The sequence below is a fragment of the Ereboglobus sp. PH5-10 genome, from assembly GCF_029504735.1.
In the GTDB taxonomy this organism is placed as follows: Bacteria; Verrucomicrobiota; Verrucomicrobiia; order Opitutales; family Opitutaceae; genus Ereboglobus.
This window is the reverse complement of record NZ_JAQFIP010000009.1, coordinates 85,026-106,870: the sequence shown is the minus strand read 5'-3', so window position 1 is coordinate 106,870 and position 21,845 is coordinate 85,026. Positions and strand designations below refer to the sequence as shown.

General features: G+C 61.8%; 20 protein-coding genes and 1 other RNA gene. 6 read left to right on the top strand and 15 right to left on the bottom strand.

Annotation, left to right across the window (positions count from 1 at the left end; all coding sequences use genetic code 11):
• Positions 1–232 precede the first annotated feature (232 nt).
• Entirely contained in the window at positions 233–1,678 is a 1,446-nt protein-coding gene (gene purB / locus M2447_RS08940) for an adenylosuccinate lyase (protein WP_277558323.1), read from the top strand.
• Between the two features lie 8 nt (positions 1,679–1,686).
• Here purB and hpt read toward each other — a convergent pair whose 3' ends face one another.
• From hpt to M2447_RS08890, 10 genes are all read right to left on the bottom strand, one after another.
• A complete protein-coding gene (gene hpt, locus M2447_RS08935; protein WP_277558322.1) occupies positions 1,687–2,262 on the bottom strand; it encodes a hypoxanthine phosphoribosyltransferase in 576 nt (191 codons plus the stop codon).
• A 76-nt stretch (positions 2,263–2,338) separates the two neighbouring features.
• A complete protein-coding gene (locus tag M2447_RS08930) occupies positions 2,339–2,929 on the bottom strand; it encodes a dual specificity protein phosphatase family protein (RefSeq protein WP_277558321.1) in 591 nt (196 codons plus the stop codon).
• 92 nt (positions 2,930–3,021) lie between these two features.
• Positions 3,022–3,498, bottom strand: coding sequence for a YiiD C-terminal domain-containing protein (locus M2447_RS08925; protein WP_108824368.1), 477 nt, complete (start codon positions 3,496–3,498; stop codon positions 3,022–3,024).
• Between the two features lie 171 nt (positions 3,499–3,669).
• Positions 3,670–4,965 (bottom strand): DUF3999 family protein, encoded by a 1,296-nt coding sequence (locus M2447_RS08920; RefSeq protein WP_277558320.1) that lies wholly within the window; start codon positions 4,963–4,965, stop codon positions 3,670–3,672.
• Complete coding sequence (locus M2447_RS08915) at positions 4,962–7,835, bottom strand: DUF2339 domain-containing protein (RefSeq protein WP_277558319.1); 2,874 nt, start codon at positions 7,833–7,835, stop codon at positions 4,962–4,964. Before M2447_RS08915 ends, M2447_RS08920 begins: the two co-directional genes overlap by 4 nt.
• A 560-nt stretch (positions 7,836–8,395) precedes the next feature.
• Positions 8,396–9,043, bottom strand: a complete 648-nt coding sequence (locus M2447_RS08910; protein ID WP_277509197.1) for a hypothetical protein — start codon at positions 9,041–9,043, stop codon at positions 8,396–8,398.
• A gap of 100 nt (positions 9,044–9,143) precedes the next feature.
• Positions 9,144–10,370, bottom strand: coding sequence for an MFS transporter (locus M2447_RS08905; protein WP_277558318.1), 1,227 nt, complete (start codon positions 10,368–10,370; stop codon positions 9,144–9,146).
• A gap of 123 nt (positions 10,371–10,493) precedes the next feature.
• Positions 10,494–11,423, bottom strand: a complete 930-nt coding sequence (locus M2447_RS08900) for a phosphatase (protein ID WP_277558317.1) — start codon at positions 11,421–11,423, stop codon at positions 10,494–10,496.
• 124 nt (positions 11,424–11,547) lie between these two features.
• Positions 11,548–12,303 carry a 16S rRNA (cytidine(1402)-2'-O)-methyltransferase gene (rsmI, locus tag M2447_RS08895; protein WP_277558316.1) on the bottom strand — a complete coding sequence of 252 codons (756 nt, stop codon included), beginning with the start codon at positions 12,301–12,303 and terminating at the stop codon, positions 11,548–11,550.
• 62 nt (positions 12,304–12,365) lie between these two features.
• Positions 12,366–12,527, bottom strand: coding sequence for a RagB/SusD family nutrient uptake outer membrane protein (locus M2447_RS08890; RefSeq protein ID WP_161554718.1), 162 nt, complete (start codon positions 12,525–12,527; stop codon positions 12,366–12,368).
• A 313-nt stretch (positions 12,528–12,840) separates the two neighbouring features.
• Between M2447_RS08890 and M2447_RS08885 the strand changes: the two genes are divergently transcribed.
• Both M2447_RS08885 and ssrA read left to right on the top strand, forming a co-directional pair.
• Positions 12,841–13,362, top strand: a complete 522-nt coding sequence (locus M2447_RS08885) for a methyltransferase domain-containing protein (protein ID WP_277558315.1) — start codon at positions 12,841–12,843, stop codon at positions 13,360–13,362.
• Positions 13,363–13,528: 166 nt separating this feature from the next.
• Positions 13,529–13,886: a transfer-messenger RNA gene (ssrA, locus tag M2447_RS08880) on the top strand.
• 4 nt (positions 13,887–13,890) lie between these two features.
• On the opposite strand, the gene M2447_RS08875 is transcribed toward ssrA, so the two are convergent.
• Entirely contained in the window at positions 13,891–14,334 is a 444-nt protein-coding gene (locus M2447_RS08875; protein ID WP_277558314.1) for a hypothetical protein, read from the bottom strand.
• Between the two features lie 21 nt (positions 14,335–14,355).
• On the opposite strand from M2447_RS08875, the gene M2447_RS08870 reads away from it, so the two are divergent.
• From M2447_RS08870 to M2447_RS08860, 3 genes are all read left to right on the top strand, one after another.
• Positions 14,356–14,919, top strand: a complete 564-nt coding sequence (locus M2447_RS08870; protein WP_277509188.1) for a hypothetical protein — start codon at positions 14,356–14,358, stop codon at positions 14,917–14,919.
• A 191-nt stretch (positions 14,920–15,110) separates the two neighbouring features.
• Positions 15,111–15,401, top strand: coding sequence for an SWIB/MDM2 domain-containing protein (locus tag M2447_RS08865; RefSeq protein ID WP_108824358.1), 291 nt, complete (start codon positions 15,111–15,113; stop codon positions 15,399–15,401).
• Positions 15,402–15,551: 150 nt separating this feature from the next.
• The gene (locus M2447_RS08860) at positions 15,552–17,747 is read left to right on the top strand and encodes an ATP-binding protein (protein WP_277558313.1); all 2,196 of its coding nucleotides are present in this window, start codon (positions 15,552–15,554) and stop codon (positions 17,745–17,747) included.
• Between the two features lie 25 nt (positions 17,748–17,772).
• On the opposite strand, the gene pncA is transcribed toward M2447_RS08860, so the two are convergent.
• The 4 genes from pncA to fabD form a co-directional block, all read right to left on the bottom strand.
• Complete coding sequence (gene pncA, locus M2447_RS08855) at positions 17,773–18,396, bottom strand: bifunctional nicotinamidase/pyrazinamidase (protein ID WP_277558312.1); 624 nt, start codon at positions 18,394–18,396, stop codon at positions 17,773–17,775.
• Between the two features lie 41 nt (positions 18,397–18,437).
• Positions 18,438–19,268 (bottom strand): inositol monophosphatase, encoded by an 831-nt coding sequence (locus M2447_RS08850; RefSeq protein WP_277558311.1) that lies wholly within the window; start codon positions 19,266–19,268, stop codon positions 18,438–18,440.
• Positions 19,269–19,363: 95 nt separating this feature from the next.
• Positions 19,364–20,737 carry a glutamate--tRNA ligase family protein gene (locus M2447_RS08845; protein WP_277558310.1) on the bottom strand — a complete coding sequence of 458 codons (1,374 nt, stop codon included), beginning with the start codon at positions 20,735–20,737 and terminating at the stop codon, positions 19,364–19,366.
• A gap of 99 nt (positions 20,738–20,836) precedes the next feature.
• The gene (gene fabD, locus M2447_RS08840) at positions 20,837–21,742 is read right to left on the bottom strand and encodes an ACP S-malonyltransferase (RefSeq protein WP_277558309.1); all 906 of its coding nucleotides are present in this window, start codon (positions 21,740–21,742) and stop codon (positions 20,837–20,839) included.
• Positions 21,743–21,845: the final 103 nt, after the last annotated feature.

Sequence of the window (21,845 nt, the reverse complement as noted above, 5' to 3'; positions counted from 1 at the left end):
GAAACAGTGACGGGCATCCAACAGTCAGAAACGCTATTGGATATGACCGGAGTCGCGCAAATAAAAACGAGCGCTATTTGCACCTTGGCGGCATGGTGAAAACGCGGATGGTCGTTTTTAATTGGCGGAAAGGCGCGCAGGGGGCGCGGAGGGCGTTTCCCTTTCCGTTTTCGTTGCAGCGCTTCCTTGCGCGAACACGGTTTTCCTGCATCAGTTTTATTTTTCAATTTCCATGACGACCACTGACAACTCCGCCGCTGATTCCATTCCCAACGTCCTCGCCGAGCGCTATGCCTCGCCCGCGCTCAAGGCCATCTGGTCGCCTTCGGGGCGCATCGCCATCGAGCGCGATTTTTGGATCGCAGTCATGAAGGCGCAGCGTGATCTCGGCGTCGCGATTCCCGCGAAGGCAATCGCCGATTACGAGCGCGTCAAAAACAATATCAACCTCGCCGGCATCGCCGCGCGCGAGCGCGTCACACTTCACGATGTGAAGGCGCGCATCGAGGAGTTTTCCGATCTTGCCGGCCACGAGTTCATCCACCTCGGCCTGACCAGCCGCGACCTCACGGAAAATGTCGAGCAGCTGCAAATCCAGCGCTCGCTCGCCGTCGTGCGCATGAAAACCGCGTCCGCGCTTCTCGCCCTCGCGAAGCAGGCGCGCGCGCATCGCGCGCTCATGATCACGGGCCGCACGCACAACGTGCCCGCGCAACCCACCACGCTTGGCAAGCGCATCGCGATGTTCGGGCAGGAGCTGCTCATCGCGTTCACGCGACTCGGGGAGCTTTGCGCGCGGTATCCGGCGCGCGGGCTCAAGGGCGCCGTCGGCACGCAGCTCGACCAGCTCACGCTTCTCGGCGGCGACGCGAAAAAAGTCGCGCGACTCGAGGCCCGCGTTGTCAAGCACCTCGGTTTCCGCACCGCGCTCAACGCCGTCGGTCAGGTTTATCCGCGCTCGCTGGACTTTGATGTTGTCTCCGCGCTTCACCAGGTCGCGGCGGCGGCGGCGAGCTTCGCCACCACGCTCCGGCTCATGGCGGGGCAGGGGCTTCTCACCGAGGGTTTTCAAAAGGGCCAGGTCGGCTCGTCCGCGATGCCGCACAAGGTCAACGCGCGCAACTGCGAGCGCGTTTGCGGTTTCGCCACGATCATTTCGGGCTACGTCACCATGACTGGCGCGCTCGCCGGGCACCAGTGGAACGAGGGCGATGTTTCCTGCTCGGTGGTGCGCCGCATCGCGTTGCCCGACGCGTTTTACGCCATCGACGGACTCCTCGAAACCTACCTGACCATCCTTCGCCAGATGAATGTGTTCCCCGCCGCGATCGCCGCCGAGAACACGCGCAATCTGCCCTTCCTCGCCACGACCACAATTTTGATGGAGGCGGTCAAGGCCGGCGCGGGACGCGAAACGGCGCACGAGGCAATCAAGGAGCACGCGCTTGCCGCGGCGAATGCGATGCGCTCGGGCGGGGGCGATCCCGACCTCGTCGGACGGCTCGCGGGCGACGCGCGCCTCAAGCTCACCCGAGCGAAGCTCGAGTCGATTCTCGGCGAGAGCGCGCGTTTTGTCGGCGCCGCCCCGCAGCAGGTCGATGCGTTTGTCGCCGAGGCAAGGCGCGTCGCGGCCAGGGTCAAGGGTGCGTCCACCTACCAGCCGGGAAAGCTATTGTAAGCGCGGGCTCACGCCAGCTTCTGTTTTTCCGGCTTGAGCACGCCGATGCACGGCAGGCCGCGGTAACGCTCGGCGTAGTCGAGGCCGTAGCCGACCACAAATTTGTCGGGGATTTCGAACCCGACAAAATCGGCCTCGAAGTCCACCTCGCGGCGTCCTTTTTTGTCGAGGAGCACGCATGTGCGCAGGCTCGCCGGCTTTTGTTTTTTCAGCAGGTTGACGACGGCGGAAAGCGTTTTGCCGGTGTCGAGGATGTCGTCGATCACGAGCACATGCTTGCCCTTGATGTCGAGCGTGAGGCTGTGCAGGAGCTTCGGTTTGCCGTGCGACTTGGTGCTGTTGCGGTAGCTGAAAATGCGGACGCAATCCAGGCGGATCGGGTTGTGCACATGCCGGAGCAAATCCGCCGTGAAAAAGATCGCCCCGTTGATGATGGGCACCACGGTGACCTCCTCCTTGCCGTAGATTTTGCTGATTTTCGCGCCAAGCGCCTTGAGCCGGCGCTTGATTGCGGCGGGTGTGACGAGGACGCTTGCAAGATCGGAGCTCAACGGCGCTTTTACGGAGACTTTTTTGCGAGGCATGGGATTTATGAATGAAGTTTCCCACCGATAGCGGCGGTGTCGCCGGCTGGCAACTGGTTTCCTTTTTTGGATTCGCTCAGCCGGCCTTCGCCGCCTCTCCGGCGAGCCGCCTGTCAACGGCCTTCCGGATTTTTTCCGTATCCACTTTTTGGATATACTTGGGGATGTTTTTCCAGATCGAGTGATAGCCGTAGCCGCCGTTGCGCAACTCGTCGAGCGCGGCGTCCCTTGTCCACCCCTGGTAAACGATGCGATACATCGCCGTCACCAGCCCCGTGCGGTCCGCGCCGTGCTGGCAATGCAACACCACGGGCCCCTCCGCCTGCGCGGCCTGGATCGCGGCAAGCGCCGCAACCACGTGCTTGTCGGTGATGCTCCATGTGTTGATGCGCACGCGCACTTGTTTGATTTCCGAGCCTTCAAGCTCCTTGTCGTCCGAGTTAAAATTGCGCAGATTGACCGACGTGCGGATGCCCAGGCGCTGCAGCTCTGCAACCTCGCTTTTTTTGAATTGTTCGCAGCGGTAAAACGTCGGCGTCACGCGCCATAGATTCATCTCCTTGTTGACGAGCACGGCCCATTCCGGATTGCGCGCCTCCGCGTTCGCGGACTCGGTTGTTTCCGGTTGCGTCGCATTTGTGATGCTGCATCCGCATGCGGCGAACACGCACAAAAACAACACAAGCAGTAAGGGCCTCCCGCCGGAGAATCGGCGTTCCGACTGCCCCACATGCAAAGCCCGCGCTTTCATGACGCCGCTTATTTCGACACGACGTAGGCCGCCTGAAAATCAACCGCCGTCTTGCCATCCTCGACGACGCGCGCGCGCAACTTCAGCTTCGCCTTGCCGTAGCGCGAGAAGGCGTCCTTGAACTCCGCGATGGCGGCTTGCGCGGGACGCTCGCAAATAGCGATCAAGTCGCCGATCACGGGGCGGCGATAGGCGGCCTTGCTTTCCTTCACGACGATGTGCCACTGGGGTTTTTCGGTCGCGCCCTTTCCGTCCGCGGGCTCGCTGCGCATCACATCCCAAACGACACCGTAACCCGCGAGCGTGGCCAGCGAAACAAGGCTGCCGCCAAACGCGGTGTTGAGCGAATTGCGATTTTGCTCCTTTGGCGCGCGGAGCACGAGCGCGTTTTCATCGCTCAAATCCACGCCCACGCCCATCGCCTTCGCGAGCGGAATCATCTCGTGCAGGAAATGCTCAAATGCTGGAATTTTGACCGGCTTCATGGTTCGAATTGGCGTGACTGATCGAAAAACTAGAGTCGCATAAAATGAACAAGTTTATTGCGTTCGTCAAAATCAGACTGAAATCAATTTTCACAAGAGGGAGGGTGTTTTCGCAATTCGTTGGATTAGATTTGGTTGTGGGTCTGTTGATGAAGACGAAAACGGACGCTTTTACTTGTCAGTTTTGGGCAACAAGCGGCCGATCACGTAAAGCAGCACGCCGACAGTCACGGCGAGCGCGACCCAAAACAGGATGCGCGTGGTGATCTGCGACGGTTCGGCGGGAGCGGCGGGCGCGCGATAATCGGGGGTCGCCACAAGCGTCCCCGCGGCGATCTCCGTCAACGGCAGGCGCGCGAGTTCCCTGGAGAGCATCGCGATGTCGTAGCGCGGCGCGGCGGCCTGCGGGTTGCCGGAAAGAAATGTGTGGCGACCCGCGACCGACGGGTTGAAGGCGAGGTGCGCCGGACGTCGTGTCGCGGCCACGCCGCGAATATCGAGCGGGGGACTGTCACCGTTGGCGATGCGCACAAGAATCGTCCGCGAGGGCACGGACGCGCCGTCGAGCGCGACCGTTGTCCGTCCGGATGTCTCGATGCCGCCGATCGAGGTGCGCGAATAAACGGGCCGGTTGCGTGCGAGCGTGTTTTCCCGGTCCGCCGTGTCGTCCCCGGCGGCGGGCAGCGTGACCGTCACTGAACGCGCAAAGAGCGAATCGCCGACGGCGAGGCTGAGCGAGGTCAACCGGAGATTCGCCGCGCCGAGATCGACTGTGAGCACGGTTTCGTCCGCGAGCTGTTTTACGTTTGTGATCGTCGTGGCGACCTCCTCGTCCGGCACGGTGTCGCGCGCGGCGACCTCGTCAACCACCCTGAGCTTCGCACCCGCGACGGCGATCGGCTCGTGTCCCTGGTCGTAAATCGTGACGCGCACAAACGCCGCCGCGCGCCCGCCGAGCGGAAGGGTGTTTTGCGCGACCGCGTCGTAACGCCCGGCCTGGTTGCGCCGGAAAAGCGGCTGGCCGCCGGCAACCGTTGTCCAGTTTTTCCGATCCGGCGAAACCTCCACGCGCGCGGGTTTCATGTAGTCCTTCGCATCGGGGATGCTGAGTTCGATGCTTTCGAGCGGTTTGTCCACGCCGGTTTCGATGGTGACAACCGTGGCCGCGCCGTCGAGCGCGGCGCCGAATGCGCGAGGCGCGACGGTTTGCGAAACGCGATAGGCGGCGCGCGCATCGGGCAGCGCCAGCATCGCGTAGGGCAGCTCGGCGCCGTCCGGCCCGACGATCCGCAAGTCGCGCAAATCCGCGCGGGCGCGGCCGAGCGTGTCGATCGGCACGGAGACGCGCGCGGGGCCGGCTTGCGCGACATCAAACGACTGGCGGCATTCCCAGTCGGCCTGGTTGAGGCCGTGCGCCGTCGCGCCGAAAACGAAAAGTGCCGGAATGAGTGCGAGTAGTTTTTTCATGATTCGGAAGGAGGTTGCGGCGGCGTGGATGTTTTTCCGCCTTCGCGCGGCGCGATGTATTTTTGATAAAGGAACGACGCGAGAATCATCACAATCGCCACGGCAAAAAGCGCGCCGACGCGGTAGAGCGTGTCGAGTTTGTCGAGGTCGTGAAACACGAGCTTGACCGCCACGATTGCGAGCAGCCCCAGCGCCGCGTAGCGCGACACACGCTGCCGCCGCCAGATGCCCGCCACCAGCAGCGCCAGCGCGAACAGCGCCCACGCGATCGTGTAGCTCATGTCGCGAGCGAAATTGCCGGAAAACTCCAGCGTGAGCACGTGGCTGCCGGGCGCCGTGAAGAAATCGGCGATCTCGATGTTGAGCAACAGAAACGCGAGCACCGCGCCGAGCGCGGGGAGGATTTTTACCGTGACGTAGGTGAAGTCGTTTTGCGTCCCCGCCCGCTTCAGCAGCCACGCGCCGCCAAACATGCACGCAATCGCGATGCCGTAGGTGTAGAGATACCAGTTCAAAACCGGCACATCGCCGCGCACATGGTAGCCGAGCACGGCGGGGTTGAGCGCCAGCCGCACGAACGCCACCGCGAGCAGCGCCGCGCCCGCCCAGGGCAGGGCGCGATGCGGCACGCGCGTGTAGAGCCAGAACAGCGCCGCGCCCTCGAGCGCCCACGCGATGGTGACCCATTCGCGGCTGAACTGAATCGGAAATATCAGCGTGACAAAAAGCAGCGTCACCCCGCCGAAAAGCGCGAGCCGCCCCATGCGGCGCGGGTGCCCCGGCGGATCGTAGCGCAACACCGCCGTCAGGCTCGTCAGCGCGGGCAGCGCGAACATCGCGGGGACGATTCCCATCACGTCGTTCGGCCACCACAGTTTTATCATCCAATAAACGAGCGGGAAAAACAGCACGCCCGCCGCCGCGGCGGTCAGCCACGGGCCGCGTGTGTTTGAAAAACAACCACGGAACGCGAACGGAAACACCGCGAAGATCGCATAGAACCCGGCAAACCATCCCAAGCCGACATACGCGTTTGCGGGCGGCGGTTTGCCAATCATGCGCACGGCGTCGAAAACAACGGCCATCTTGTGCGCGTCCTGAAACCACGTCCAGCAAATCGCCAGCACGCCCGCGAGCGCGCACGCCGGCAGCCATTCGTTTTTCAAAAGCTTCGCGAGCCCGAGTGTCATCACCGTGAGCACAAGCCCGAGTCCGAACACCGGCGTCGGATCGACCAGTGTAATTCGCGCCAGCATCATCACGACCAGCACGAACGGCAGCAGCGATGACAGCGCGGGCAGCGCCAGCGTGAAACCCGAGCCCATTTTTTCCGCGCCGCCGATTCGCCGTCCGAGCCAGAGCGACGCCGCGAAAAATAGAATCGCAAACCCGCCCGTGACCAGCAGCACCGGCACGGGGATGCCCGCCATCGTCACGGGAATCTTGCACACCCAGACCGCCGCCGTCGCCAGCGTCAGCACGAGCGACGCCGCGATGCTGCCAAGCGACCGCGTCATCGCCGCGCAAATGATCGCGACAAAATCGATCAGCAAAATCGCCGGCCACACGAGCCAGTGCACGTTGGGGTCCCTGAGCACCGGCATGATGACGAGCAGCAGCGCAAGCGGGGCGAAAAATTGCGCGGCCAAGCCGCCCGCGGCGCGATTCAGCTCCGGGCGCACCCGCGCGAGAATCAGCGGAAACGCAGTGTGCAGCACCGCAAAAACAAAATACGCGCCGAGTGCCCACGGCAGCAAACCCGAGTGCGGGTTCACGCTCACGGGAGTCCATGCGGCGAGCACGACAAACACCGCGATGCCCGCGACAGCGGGCAGCCACACCGAATCCTTCGCGCGCCGGTCGAGCGCGGCCACGGCCATCGCGCACGCGTCGGCGAGAAACACAAAGCCGAGCAGCCACCACGGGCGCCACGCCGCGACCGTGTCGACGCCCAAATACAGCGCAAAGCAAAGCGAAACAAACACCATCGCCGCGACACCGCGGCCGTGCGTTGCGGTTTCACGCCCCATGCGCCGCGCCGCGCAATAACCCGCGAGAAACAGCGCGTCAAAAACGAGGCACACGATCATCGCCGTGAGCGTGTTGTGGTCGCCGAGAAATTTCACCGCCCAGCCGACTTGCATGCAGACCGTGCCTATCACGCCGAGCACCACCAGAAAATTCCAGCGCCGGTGCAGCGCCACCGAGTAAAGACCGATGTTGAGCAGCGCGATGTAGCCGAAGAGCCCGAGCGGATTGTCCACGCCCGTCGAAAGCATGGCCGGCGTCGCGAAACCGCCGAGCAACCCGAGGATCGCGATAAACTTTCCTCGCAACCGCACCGCCAGCGTGAACGCCGCCGCCGTGATGAGCGACATCAGCGCAAACGTCGGCACGACTCCGAAAAACGGAAAGTGATACAGCGCCCGGCACGCAAACGTGACGCCATACAAACTCACAATGCCCGCCGCGCAAAGCGCGTGGCCGAGAATCGGATATGTTTTCCTCACGGCGAACAGCCCTCCGGCAACAAGCCCCGCGCCAAAGACAAATCCCATCGCCGCGCGCACGATCGGCGGAATGAGCCCGCGATCAATTGAGTATTTCAGGAAAAACGCCACGGCGAGAAACGCCGCCACCGCGCCGAGCCACGAGAGAAACTTCGTGCCCATGAAAACCTCCCAGTTGAACGAATGATTGGGCGGTTGTTCCTGCGGGGAAGTCGTTGGCGGAATCTGCGGAGGCGCGGCGCTCACGACCGGTTGCGCCGGCTTTTGCCCTCCGGGAATCGGAGGCGGCGCGGACGCGACAATCCGGGGAGGCGGCGCAACCACCTTGGGCCGGGCTTCCGGCAGCTTGGAAATCTGCATTGGCGCCGGAGCAGGAACGAGAGTCGTAGGAGCGGGTGTTTCCACCTTGGGAGACGGTGTCGGAGCCGATGGTTTTTCATTTACCCGGCTGCGCAACGCAGCCATTTCCTCGCGTGTGCGCCGCGCTTCGCGCGACAGATCCGCAAGGCGCACCATGACCCAGATCGGGAAGGCAACAAAGGCGAGAAGTAACAGAAAGGCTAGGAAGATTAAAAAGGGCTCCATGATAGGCGCGGATGTTGGTTTGCCTCAATATCACGCCCTCCCCGCACCGGCGCAAGGTTTGTCGTCGCGGAGTCCCGCGCCCCGGGTGTAATTGCGAATGGTAGCAAAACGCAAAGATGCAATCCTTTGGAGTGCGGTGGCAAAGCGAAGCGGCGACACCGCTTTGAGCGAGTTGCGCCCGGTGAAAATCTTACGCTGTTCAAAGCGGTGTCGCCGGTCGCTTGCGCTCCCTTTGCCACCGCACTCCAAAATAACTCCGCTTCGTCGCGTATTCCATCAAACTGCCACCAATTGCAATTACACCCCCCGCGCCCCGGCGCATGCGGTTCAACCGGTCACTTGCCCTGCTGGCGCGTGAATGCGTCCGTGTGGACGTCGTCGCGGCGGCGCAGGAACGTGTTGTAATAATCGGACTGGGCCTGATCGGCGCGTTCCGTTTCGCCGGTTGCGCGCAGGAGCGAGATTTCGTCCTTCATGCCGGCCATGTTTCGGAGGCGCTCATCCTCGAGATACATTCCCATCGCCCGCTCCTCGTTCGACGCGCCGAACCCGACCGTCGTCCACGAGTTGAGGCGCATGGAGGCCGTCCACTTGTTGAGCAGCCCCGTGTCGAGCCCGCTCAAGTGGCGCGACATCGCGAGTTTTTTGAGTTCGGCCTGTGTGTAAAGTGTGCGGTCAGTGAAGACCCCCGGTTTTTTGGCGGTCACCGTGTATCGCGGCAGGCGGACGATTTCATTTTTCGGCTTGTCGAGGTCGCGCAGATCGACCTCGTCGTCCTCATCCACCGGCTTGGGCGGCGGGGGCGGTGTGTATTTGAAACCGGCCGTTATCGCCGCCGACGCCCTGGGCGACAGCGCGCGCTCCGGTTGCGGCGGTTGCGCGGTCGTCGAGGTTCCCGATGCCGCGGTTGTCTGCGCGCCGAGTTGCAACGCGGCGAACAGGACGGCGCACGCGCCCAACAGTTGCGGCAATGCTTTGGTCATGGGTTTCATGTTTAGTAAGACAACAAATCCCAAAATGTGTTGTTCGCAAAATGATTTTTCGAAAGTCGGGCCGGTTTACAAACAATGCACAAATGGACGGCTAGCCATTGGCCGGCGCAGGTTGCTTTTTATCAATTTGCAAGGTCGAGCGCGCCATGAACGCCGCGAGACCGATCAGGCAAATGATCACCCCGCAGACAACGAACGAAAGCGTGAGCCCCAGCCTTTCGGCAAAAAAACCGATGCCCGCGAGGCCGATGAGGGACGGGATTATGCTCACCGTGTGAAACATCGAAAACACGCGCCCCAGCGACGCGGACGCCACGTTCGTTTGTATGATCGCGGTGAATGTCGCCATATACACCGCGCCCGCCACGCCGCCGATCGCCGTGTAAACGGCAAACCACGCAAAGCCACTCTGCGACAGCGTGCCCGACAGCGCGAACGTCACGCCCAGCAACAGATACATCCAGTTCACGAGCGCGACCCGGTTTATGTTGTAAACCTTCATGCCCATGACGGCTCCGCCAACCAGCGAGCCGACTCCCCACAAAGCTTCCACGAGGCTCACTTGAAACGCGTTCCCCTTGAAATGCTCCAGCGTCATCAGCGGAAAAAGCACGCTCACCGGCATGATGAAAAACATCACGAGTATGGAAAAAAGAAAAACCAGGCTCAGCGGACGGTTCGCCCACACGGTCAGGAAGCCCTCCTTCATTTCGCGCGCGATTGATTGCGCGCGCGCCTCGGTCCCGGCGGGTTTCGGAATGGCGACAAACAGCAATGTGCCGCACGCAAACAACGCCCCCGCCACGTCCAGCAGCAGCACATATTGCATGTCCCAAATCGTGATGCACAGCGCTCCCAGCGCGGGACCGGCGATGTTGCCGACCGAATAAATCATCTGGTTGATGCCCGCGATGCGCGTCAGCTGCGATTCGGGCGCGAGCAACGGCACCGAGGCCTGCATCGCAGGCATGTGAAACGCCGAACCCACCGAGCGCAGCGCCAGCAGCAGGAAAATATGCCATGTCTCCGCAATCCCCAGCGCAAACAAAACCGCGAGCAAGAGCGTGCACAACGCGATAAAACTGTCCGCCGCGATCATCGTGTGTTTGCGATTCCAGCGGTCGATGAACACGCCGCTCACGGGTCCGATCAACGCCTGCGGCAGCATCGCCGCGATGGCCGCGAGCGCGAGTATTTGCGCGGAACCGGTCTCGATGCTCAGCCACAAAATGACGGCGAAATTGACAATGGTGGAGCTAAGGATCGACAGGAACTGGCCGGCCCAAATGATCGCAAAAACTTTTTTCCACTTTTCCACCGCGCAACCAAGTCCCGATTCCTTGGGGCCTTGACAAGCATGAACTGAGCGAGGCTTCGGCCCGCCGAACGTGAAATCTTTGAAGCCAAATGGAAGCCGTTCTCCTTCGTCGCCGTTCGCGCTTCAAACATCGAGCGCCTCGGCGACGATTCCCCATCGCAGGTTGTAGAGCGAGGTTTCGAATGTCTCGAAATGCGCGAACTCCGCGAGCGCGATGAAAGTGACGAGCGCGGTCGGAAAAACATCGGCGCGGCCAAAGGGCATCGCGGGAATTTGGCGGCGCGATGCGAGGTCGATGCCGGCGATGCGTTCGTAGAGCGCGCGCAGATCGGGAAGCGCGAGGCGCGGGCTGGTCTCGGCGAGCGTTTTGCCCGCGGCGGCGCCGATGACGGCGCGCGCGGTGGTGGTGGTGCCGCCGGTCGCAATGGCGGCGGCGCCGGGCGGCAGGTCGAAAGTAAAACCGCCCGTCTCGAGCGTCGCCTTGACGTGCCCGGAAATGGCGCGGCTGGCGGCGACGGGAATGGGTTGCGCCATGTCGGGCACGAAGCGCTCGCTGAGGCGCACGCAGCCGAGCTGGAGGCTTTTTTCGCGGACAATGCGGCGGTCGCGAAAGGCGAGGCATTCGAGGCTGCCGCCGCCGAGGTCGAAGACGTAGAAATCGCGCAGGCCGGAAAGCGCGGGATCGCAGGCGAGCCCTCGCCCGATGTAACTGGCCTCCTCGTCGCCGGTGAGGATGAGGATGTCGTGTCCCGTGGCGGCGCGAACCATGCCGCGGAATTCATCACTGTTGCTTGCGTCGCGCACCGCGCTTGTCGCGACGAGGATTGTGCGGTCGGGGGCGAATTGCGTGGTGTCGGCGAGCAGTTCCTGAATGGCCTTGAGCCCGCGCGCCATTGATTCGCCGGTGAGCGCGGGGTTTGTCCGGTCGATGCCGGCGCTGATGCGCGCCTCGAGCGTTTTGTAGAAAAGCGAAACGGGTTCGCGGCACGGATTGCGCGTGGCGACAAGTGTTTTGATCGAATTGGAACCGATATCGATGACGGCGACAGTCATTGTTATTTTGAATTTTGGATTGCGCGCTACCGCGCGGGGCTCGAAACGAAAACGGAGCGAAAGCTCCCAATGCAAAATCGAGAATTCAAAAGCATGCGGGTGAATTGCGAGTTAGGGATGCGCATCAGAGGACAAATCCATTTGGCGCTATCAGGAGCGTGAACTCGCCCTTGAGGGCGGTTTTGGCGAGGCGGGCTTGCACGGCGGCGGCGGGGCCGGTGAGGAAGGTTTCGTGGAGCTTGGTGACCTCCTTCGCGACGCAAATCACGCGTTCGGGGCCGAGCACGGCGGTGATTTCGTCCACGAATTTGTCGATGCGATGGCAGCTTTCGTAGAGCGCGAGTGTGTATTCAAAATCCCGATACTTTTCCAGGAAGGCGGCGCGGGCGGAGGTTTTGGGCGGGAGAAATCCGGCGAAGAGAAATCCGTTGGTCGGCAGGCCGGCGGCGCTGATGACCGCGGCGAGGGCGCACGCGCCGGGAACGGGCACCACGGGAAGCCCGAGGCGGCGGCACGCGCGCACGATGCGAAAACCGGGGTCGCTGAGCGCGGGCGTGCCGGCGTCGCTGACGACGGCGACGGACTTGCCCGCGGCGAGCTGGGCGGCGAGGCGTTCGGCGGCCTCGGTTTCGTTGTGGTCGTGGTAGGCGGTGAGTTCGCGGCGGGGCAGGGCGAGGCGGCTGAGGAGCGCGCCGGTGGTGCGTGTGTCCTCGCATGCGATGAGGTCGACCGAGGAAAGGATGGCGCGCGCGCGTTCGGTGAGGTCGGCGAGGTTGCCGATGGGCGTGGCGACGACGTAGAGATGGCCGGGGAGCGGGGTGAGCGAGGCGTTGGAGGGGCGCGGCGCGGGCGTTGAAGGCGTGTCGTCGGTTGCGGACATAAAAAAATCCGGTCACAGGACCGGATTTTTTGCGAAACAAAAGAGAGTGCGCGCGGCAAAAATCAGCGGCGTTGCTCGCCGGCGTTGCCCATGCCGGGAATGCCGCCTTCCCAGTCGGCGGGGCGGCTCCACGGGATCGTGGTGTCCGTGGAGTCCTGGGTTGTGCATCCGCTGAAAATGGCGAGGAGCGCGGCGGCCATAAATGCAATGAGAAATTTTTTCATGGTGTTTCGAGAATCGGCTGTGAGGGAAATGTATGGGTGTTTGGTCGGCGGAGTGCAAGGCGAGTGTTTGCCGATGTTTGTCGGACTTGCGCGGAGGCGGTTTGGTTCCGCAAGGTTTTGCGGCGCGCCGCCCTTTGCGGTTTCCGGCACCTCGCGCGTTCAAAAAAAATGTCACGATTTTGGCTGGTGTTCATGTAATTTTTTTATCCAGTGTCACCCATGGTGTGCAAAGGCCGGGATGCCACTCATCGTCGGGCTTTAAACGCCTCAACGCAAAACCATGGGTAAAAGGTGGAAATTTTTTAAGGAATCCGTGCGCCATTTCTGGCAGGTCGGAACATTGATGCACAGCTCGAGGTATCTGGTCGGCTCCCTGCTTGCGGACGTGGATTTTTCCGAGGCGAGGCTGATCGTCGAATTCGGGCCGGGCAGCGGCTACGTGACACGCGAGATATTGCGCAGGATGCGGCCGGACGCGCGCCTGATCAGTTTCGAGCTGAACGCGGTTTTTTACGAGGAAATCAAATCGATCGCGGAGACCGATCCCCGCCTGACGGCGGTTCACGGCTCGGCCACGCTGGCCGCGACAATGCTGGATCCGCGCTCCGTGGACAACATCGTGTCGGGTTTGCCTATGGGCAATTTCGGCAGGCGCACGAAGCTGGCCGTCCTCGGCACGGTGCAGACGATTTTGAAGCCGGGCGGGCATTTCAGCCAGTTCCAATATTCGCTGCTCGATTACCGCTTGATGAAGCGGCATTTTGAGACGGTGCGACTCGGTTACACACCGTTGAATTTTCCGCCGGCCTTTGTGTATAAGTGCGTGAGCGAGTGATTCGGGTTGCCGGCTCTTTGCCGGCGCGAATTTCGTCGCTTGCACTCCACCGGGGAACCTGCATCGTTCGCGCCTTGTTCTTTGACTGGCAAAACACACCAGTCGGATTTTTAGGCGCGCGGTTTGATTGATCAAAAACCCGTGTCGTGAAATCCAAAATCATTTTGGGGGTGTTCTGGATTCGACCCTTGGTTGGATTATATTGCTGCCGTTCGAGGATGAAGGTTGGCCTCGTTAATCACCCTTCACACCAATAATAGGCAACTGCGAAGAGATGCCCTTGGCCGCCTAAGCGCGGCCTCGTTTGCACGGCGACACCTGCTAGCCGCTGCGGACGTCGACAGCAGGCATAGCGTGCGGAGAGACTCGCAGTCCGCGCGCCGTATACTTCAAAATCTGGGAGTTGGCTGATGCCCAAGCGCGTGGAGTCGCGTGACATCAGCGAGATAAATACGACACTATAACGGTAGATGCGATATGAGAAGGTCAGGGGCACGCGGGTTCAAATCCCGCCACCTCCACCAATTTTTAAAACCAATGCCCGCGCGTCGCTTGAAAATACTCTTTGTCTGCGCAATGAACAGGCGGCGCAGTGCGACCGCCGAGCGGATTTATCGCAACGATCCGCGTGTCGAAGTCCGTTCCGCCGGCGTGCGCGGTGACGCGAATCGCCGCGTTTCGGAGGACGATCTTCGCTGGGCCGATGTTGTTTTTGTCATGGAACGGGAGCATAAGCGTGCGATCACGACGCGCTTTGACGGCCTTTCCGATTTCAGCTTTCCGCCCATCGACGTTCTTGATGTTCCCGATGAGTTCGAGTTCATGGAGCCGAACCTTGTCGAAATGCTGAAACCCATGCTTGATTCGGAAATCGATCACTTGGCTGCAAGCACCGGGTAGGTTGCGGCGGGGCGTCGCCAGGCCGGTTCTTTTACCCGCCTTGACGCAACCTCGCGCGTTTGATTTCGTCATTACAAAATCAAACACCCTGACATGAGCACCCGCCGCATTATTTTTGTCCTGATCGCGCTTGGCTGCGTCGCAATGCGCGCGGGCGTTTCGACCGACTCCCCCTTTGTTCCGCGCGGCTCGGCCGCGGCCGGCAAGCTCGCGAACAACACGCCCATCGAGTTGCGCGCGATCGTGTCCGACGAAAACGGCCCGCGTTTTGCGATTTACGATCCCGCAAAAAAAGAGGGCATATGGGTGAGCGTCGATGAGCCGGGGCAGTCGTTTGTAGTGCGTTCCTACGACGCGGCCACGAATCGCATCAATGTCGACTACCAGGGCAGGACGCAGACCATCGCGCTTGTCGAGCCCAAGTTTGGCCCCGGCAAAAGCATCGCGGTTTCGGCGCCCGCGCCCGCGGGCGTCGCGCGAGCCGGCGCCGCGCAGCCCGTTCAGGGACGCGCATCCCGCGCCAATTCCTCCGGCCAGCAAAACACGCAGCAGCGAAGCGCCGACGAGGCCAAGCGGCTCGAGGCGATTCGCGCCGAGGTCGCCCGCCGTCGCGCCCAGCGCGAGGCGAGCGCGCAGCAAAACCAGCAGCGCCGGTAAGTGATTGCCGGCCGGCGGGCCCGGCGAGTTGTGTATCCAAAATCTTGATACAACACGGGCGCGGTGAAAAATCGCGCGCACCGCCAAGACCTTTTTCAACGACTTGGCAAACTTTCTCCCTCTGAAATGGAAAATTTTCCCTCTGAAAATATGTTGCCTTCGCAAAACGCCGCACTACACCGGATTCCTGTATGGCTAAAAAATCTACTAAAACCAAAAAAACCACCCGCAAGCCGAACGCCGCTTTCATGAAGCCTGTTCAGCCCGATGAAGCCCTCGCGGCCGTCGTCGGTAACAAAGCGCTCCCCCGCACGGAGCTCACCAAGAAACTCTGGGCCTACATCAAAAAGAACGGCCTCCAGGACGCCAAGAACAAGCGCCAGATCAATGCTGACGACAAGCTGAAGGCCGTCTTCAACGGCAAGAAGTCCGTCAACATGTTCGACATGACCAAGCTCGTCTCGACGCACCTCGTCAAATAAGACACAAGGCATCCCCTGCTTTGTTTAAGAAAAACCGCCGCTTCCAAAAAAGCGGCGGTTTTTTGTGCGTTTGTTTCCGCGCAAATGTTATAAGCAATCGCCGCACCTCCCATGCCGATGTTTTCCCTTAGAACAAAAATCACGATAACGATGATCGCCATTGTGAGCGCCGGGCTCGCCGCCGGCGTGTGGGAATATCGCAATGCGCACAGGGCCCGCCTCGACGAGGTGGATCGCAACGCGCGGCGCAGCGCGCTCGCCATCCACCCCGAGCAACTCTCCAAGCTCACCGGCACGCGGGCCGACGAGGGCTCGGAAGCCTACGGGCGGATCAAGCGCCAGTTGATAAGGCTCAACCGCACCCACCCCAATGTTGAATACATTTACCTGTTCCGGCAGAACCCGGAAACCGGCTCACTCGTCTGCCTTGCGGATTCCGAGCCGTTTGACTCGCCGCGCATGCTGCGCCCCGGCGATCCCTTCCCCGGCCAGATCAACGAGGCCGACGTGCTCACGACCCTGCGCACGGGCGTCACCACCGTCAACGAGTTCCAGGCCGATTCCACGGGCAGGTGGGTTACCACCTATGTGCCGGTCGATTCGCTTGACGGCAAACACAACATCATGCGCCTGGACGGCGAGATAGGCGTGTGGAACATGGCGCTGTATGAAAAAGCCTTTGTGCGGGCGCTCTATGCGTGGCTGCTCTTCGGCGTGCCGTTTGCCACATTCGTCATTGCGCGCCGCCACGCGAGGCAGGCTTTTTCCATTCGCAAACTCAACGCCGCCATGGAGCAAAGCGCCACGCCCATGATGATTGTCAGCGACACCGGCGTCATCGAGTATGCCAACCACGGCTTGTGCGCGGTCACAGGTTATGACCGCAAGGAGCTGCTCGGCCAGGTTTGGCTCGGCAAGGCGCGGGCCATGCCCGAGCACAACATCACGAAAATCGAGAAGTTCACCTACGAGGGCAAACCGTGGACGGAGGACTTCGAGCTGGGGCGCAAAAGCGGCGCGCGCTTTCCCGCGAAAGTCACCTCAACCCCGGTCCGCGACGCCGGCGGCGAAATCGCCGCCTACATTATTGTCATTGTGGACATGACCGAGATCCAGCGGCAGGCATCCGAGCTTCGCCTTGCCAAGGAGAGCGCCGAAACCGCCGATCACGCCAAAAGCATTTTCCTCGCGACCATGAGCCACGAGGTGCGCACGCCGCTCAACGGCATCATCGGGTTTTCCGACCTTCTGCTCGACACCGAACTGAGCGCCGAGCAGCGCGAATACGTGCATGCCATTTATGAGGGCGGCGAAACGCTCATGCAGCTCACGGGCGACATACTCGACTATTCGCGCATTGAATCCGGGCGCATGAGTCTCGCCGAGGAACCCTGCGATGTGCGCACCCTCCTCGAGAACACGCTCGAACTGGCCGCGCCGCGCGCCGCCGGCAAACAACTGCAGCTTCTGCATGAGATCGATCCGGCCGTTCCCGCGAGCATCATCACCGACGCCGGTCGGTTGCGCCAGGTGCTCGTCAACCTGATTGGCAACGCGGTCAAGTTCACCCCCGCGGGCGAGGTCGAGGCGTCCGTTCGTTTGGCGGCGTCCGAGCCATCCGGGCCTGTCGCGGACACATTCCCGCCGGAAACCGGGGAAAGCCCCCCGCCCGGCGACTTGCGGGAAAACGGCATCGTCCTTGAGTTCACCGTGCGTGACACCGGCATTGGAATCGCGCCCGAGAACCAGTCGCGCATTTTCCAGCCGTTCACCCAGCTTGATTCATCCAATTCGCGCCGTTACGACGGCGCCGGGCTCGGCCTTTCCATTTGTTATGATCTCGTGCGGCTGATGGGCGGGCGCATGACCGTTGTCAGCGAGTTGGGCAAGGGGGCGGTGTTCTCGTTCACCATACGCTGCGCCGCGCACGAGGATGTTTCCGCCGCGCACGAGGAAATGCCGCTCCTTGATGGAAAACGCATCGCGGTCGTGACATCGCACGATGGTTTCGCGCGCGAACTCAAGCGCGAGCTTGCCCGCGCCGGGGCCGTCGCGCTCGGGCTTCAAATGTCCGGGCTTGGCGCGACGGAATGGGATCTCGCCGTTGTCGAGTGCGACGCCGGCACGCTGACGGCGTTGCGCACCTATGCGACCGAGCCCGAATGCTGGCATGCCGGGCGCGCGGTCGGCCTTGTTGATATTGATATCGACAAACAGCAGAGGAAATTGCTGCGGCCATATTTCCGGACGGTTCTCACCAAGCCCGTGAGCCACCAAACACTGGTGGAGCGACTCGCCAAAAACACCGCCGCCGCCGACGCGCCGGAAAGCTCCGCGCAATTATAAGCGGCGGGGGCCGGGAGTGCATGCGCTACCTTGATGCCAGTTCCGCGCTTTCGATCACACGCACCCCGGCCTTGCGCATCTCGTCAAAGGCGCGCTTGTCGTCGCCCGGTTGCATGTTCACCGCGCGGCAGGCGTCGGCGATCACGCGCGTGTTGAAGCCGAGCTGCGCGGCGTCAAGCGCGCTGTATTTTATGCAGTAATCCGTTGCGAGCCCGGCGATGTAAATATCCGTCAGTCCGTGCTCGCGCAGATACTTTTCCAAGCCGGTTGAGTGCTTGCGGCCGTTGTCGAAGAAGGCGCTGTAACTGTCGACGCGCGGATCGGCGCCCTTGTGAAAAATGTGCTCGATGCGCCGCGTTTCGAGACCGTCGGCGAAAGCCGCGCCGCGTGTTTGTTGCACGCAATGCACGGGCCAGAGGATTTGCCGGATGCCGTGGAGATCAATGACCTCGCCCGGCGAGCGCCCGGCGTGTTGCGCCGCGAAGCTGCCATGGTCGGCGGGATGCCAGTCCTGTGTCGCGAGGACATGTTGAAACAGCGGTTGCAGGCGGTTCACCAGCGGGATGATTTTGTCGCCATCGGGCGCGGCAAGCGCGCCGCCCGGCACAAAGTCGTTCTGTATGTCAACAAGCAGGAGCGTTTTTTTCATGCGGTGAATCAGGGTTGGCCGTTGGGAAAAATCGCGCCGTCTCAAACGCCGAGCAACTCGCGCGCGCGGGCGACAAAGGCCGCGCCGCCGGCGATGTATTGGATGCGTTTCATCTTCAGGTCGAAGGTTCGCACGGGGAGCGGGTTGGTGTTGTTGAAGAAATAAAGTTCGCCGCCCCCGGCCATGCAGAGCGGGATCGCGGCGGCGATGTCCCATATCTTGACGTTGTGGTCGACGACGCCTTCGAGCATTCCGTTGGCGACGTAGGAGAGGAGGAGCGTGCTGCTGCCGAGTCCGCGGATCTTGAAATTTTCGACGATGGTTTTTGCCTGCGCCGCGTAGATTTTGTCGTGGGGGCTGTGAAAGCCGACCAGGCTTTGCGGCGTGGGCGCGGCCTGCGAAACGGAAACCGCCCGGTCGCCGTCGAACACGCCGAGGCCGGGGCCGCCGTGGATGAGCGCGCGCCGGCTCATGTCGTAAACGATGCCGTAAACGGGGAGGCCGTTTTCGTAGAGGCCGAGTGAAATCGCGCAGCTGGCGAGGCCGGTGGCGTAGTTGTTGGTGCCGTCGATCGGGTCGAGTATCCACGCGAAACGCGCGCGCAGCGGCTCGGACTCGAAGCGCGCGGGATCGGCGAGCTCCTCGCTGAAAAACTCGTCGTCCGCAAAACGCTCGTGAATGAGCCGCTCGATGTTTTGTGAAATCGCGATATCGACGGGCGTGACTCGCGTGCCGTCGGATTTCCAGTTGCTTTGGGCGCGGCCGAATTCGCGCAACATAAGATCGGTTTGCGCGAGCACGGCGGCCTTGCCGGCCTCGATGCGCGAGAGGAGTTCCTGCGACGCGGTGTTTTCGGTGTGATTTGTGGACATGGAAGAGCGCAAGAAAACACGTTCGCGCGCCCGCGCGCAAGCGCGCGGTTTGGCGGGCCTTTTCCCCCCGGCCGCGGCTCGCGACTTTTGGCTGTTTATTGCCGTGCCAGAAACCGCTCGATTCGCGCCAGCACGCGGTCGCGGCCGAGCACGCGGAACATGCCCGTGAGGTTTGGCCCCACGTTGGTGCCGGAAACGGCGAGGCGCGCGATGGACTGATAGTCGCCGAAACCGAGACCCTTGTCGGCGGCGAGTTTTTTGATCGCCTCCTCGATCACGAGGTCGTTCGAAAAATCGACGGTCTTCAGCGCGTCGGCGAGTTCGAGCAGGCGGGTTTTCGGATCGCCCTTGCCCATGATTTTCGCGGCGGCTTTTTCGTTGAGGGAAAAGTTTTCCGTGAAGAAATACTCCGTGTAGCCGGGCAGGTCCTCGATGCCTTTTATCTTGGGCTGGCTGAGCAGGAGGACTTCGCGCAGATAATTTTCGTCGGGCATACCGGCGGCGAAGGTGCCGTGTCGCGCGAAATACGCCTTGGCTCGCGCCACAAAATCGTCGGGCGGCAGCTCCAGCACGTAGGTCATGTTCATGTGTGCGAGTTTTTTGTCGTCAAAGCGCGCGTTGCTTTGGTTCACGCCGGGAAGGTCGAAGAGGCGGATGATTTCCGCGACGGGCATTTTTTCGCGATCGTCGCCGGGATTCCATCCGAGGAGGCTGAGGAAGTTGACGAGCGCCTCGGGAATGTATCCGCGGCGCTGATACTCCTCGACGAGCGCGCCCTGGTCGCGCTTGGACATTTTGCCGGGCCCGTTTTGCTTGAGGATGAGCGGTATGTGCGCGAAGTGCGGCACGGGCGCGCCGAAGGCCTTGAAGAGCTCGACGTGCTTGCTGGTGTTTGAAAGGTGATCCTCGCCGCGAATCACGTGCGTGATTTTCATGGCGATGTCGTCGATGACGTTGACAAGGTGAAACACGGGGCTGCCGTCGGAGCGCACGATCACGAAGTCCTCGTCCTCGACGCGCTCGACCCGTCCGCGGATGAGATCGTCGATTACGGTGGGGGCGACCTTTACCTTTTCGACGGTCTTTTTGCGATGGTCGTCGAAGGTTTCGTAGCGCTCGCCGAGGAGCTTGAACCATACGGCGCCGTCCTTCTCGTAGGCGCGCCCGGCGTCGAAGAGTTTCCGGATGTATTCCTTGTAGATCGCGTCGCGCTCGCTCTGGCGGTAGGGGCCGTAATCGCCGCCAACGCCCGGCCCCTCGTCCCAGTTCATGCCGAGCCACTTGAGGCTGTCATAAATGACATTGAGGAAGTCCTCGCTGTTGCGCTCCTTGTCGGTGTCCTCGATGCGCAGCACGAACGTGCCGCCGGTGTGGCGCGCGTAGAGCCAGTTGAAGAGCGCGGTGCGTGCGCTGCCGATGTGGAAAAAGCCCGTGGGGCTTGGTGCGAAACGGACGCGGATGTTGGACATGGTGAAAATGCGGAGTGCGGGATTCGAGATGTGAAATGAAAAACGTCAGGCAATGGATTGCCTGACGTCGTGTCAAAAAGGAAGCGCGGGGCGGGTCGCTTACAAATCGGCGTATTCCGACTTGCTGGTGACGGGCCACTCCTTGTTCGTGCGCTTAACGTGGCCGGCGAGCACGCCGCCGGGCCCGAGTTCGAGAAACGCCGTCGCGCCCGCCGCTTGCGCGCTGACGAGGCAGTCCTCCCAGAGCACGGACGAGACGACCTGCTTCACGAGCGCGGCGCGGATGTCGGCGGGCTCGCTGACTGCCTTGCCGGTGGTGTTGGTGAACACGGTCATTTGCGGCGCGGCGAAGGGAATGGTTTCGAGGAATTTTTCAAACGCGTCGCGCGCCGGAACCATCAGGCGGCTGTGATAGGCACCGGCCACATTGAGCTCCATGGCCTTTCGGATGCCGTTTGCCTTGGCGTCGGCGACGGCATCGACGATTTTTTGTTTTTCGCCGGAAATGATGATCTGGCCGGGGCAGTTGAAGTTGGCCGCCTCAAGGTCGAACTTCGCGCAAAGCGCCGCGACGGTTTCGCGCGATTCGCCGATGATCGCCGCCATGCTGCCGTGCGTCGCCTCGCACGCCATCTGCATGAGGCGTCCGCGTTCGGCGACGACGCGCAGGCCGGTCGCAAAATCGAACACGCCCGCGGCGGTCAGCGCGGTGATTTCGCCGAGGCTGAGGCCGAGCGCGTATTTTGCGTCCGCGATTCCGGCGTCGCCCTTTTCCTTGAGCGCGGCGAGGAGCGCGAGCCCGTGCACGAACAGCGCGGGCTGGCAGACCTTCGTTTGCGTGAGCTCGGCATCGGGGCCCTCGAACGAGATTTTTTTCAAATCCCAGCCGAGAACACTGTTTGCCTCGTCATAAAGCGCGCGCGCGGCGGCGGAGTTTTCGTAGAGCGATTTGCCCATGCCGACTTTTTGTGCGCCTTGACCGGCGAAGAGAAGTGCGAGTGACATATTTTTGTTATTGGTGAATGGTGAAGCCCGCAATGGCTATGAATCGCGCGCCAGAAACCAATCAGAAAATTTCCGAAAAAATTGAACACGCTTCGCAAAACAC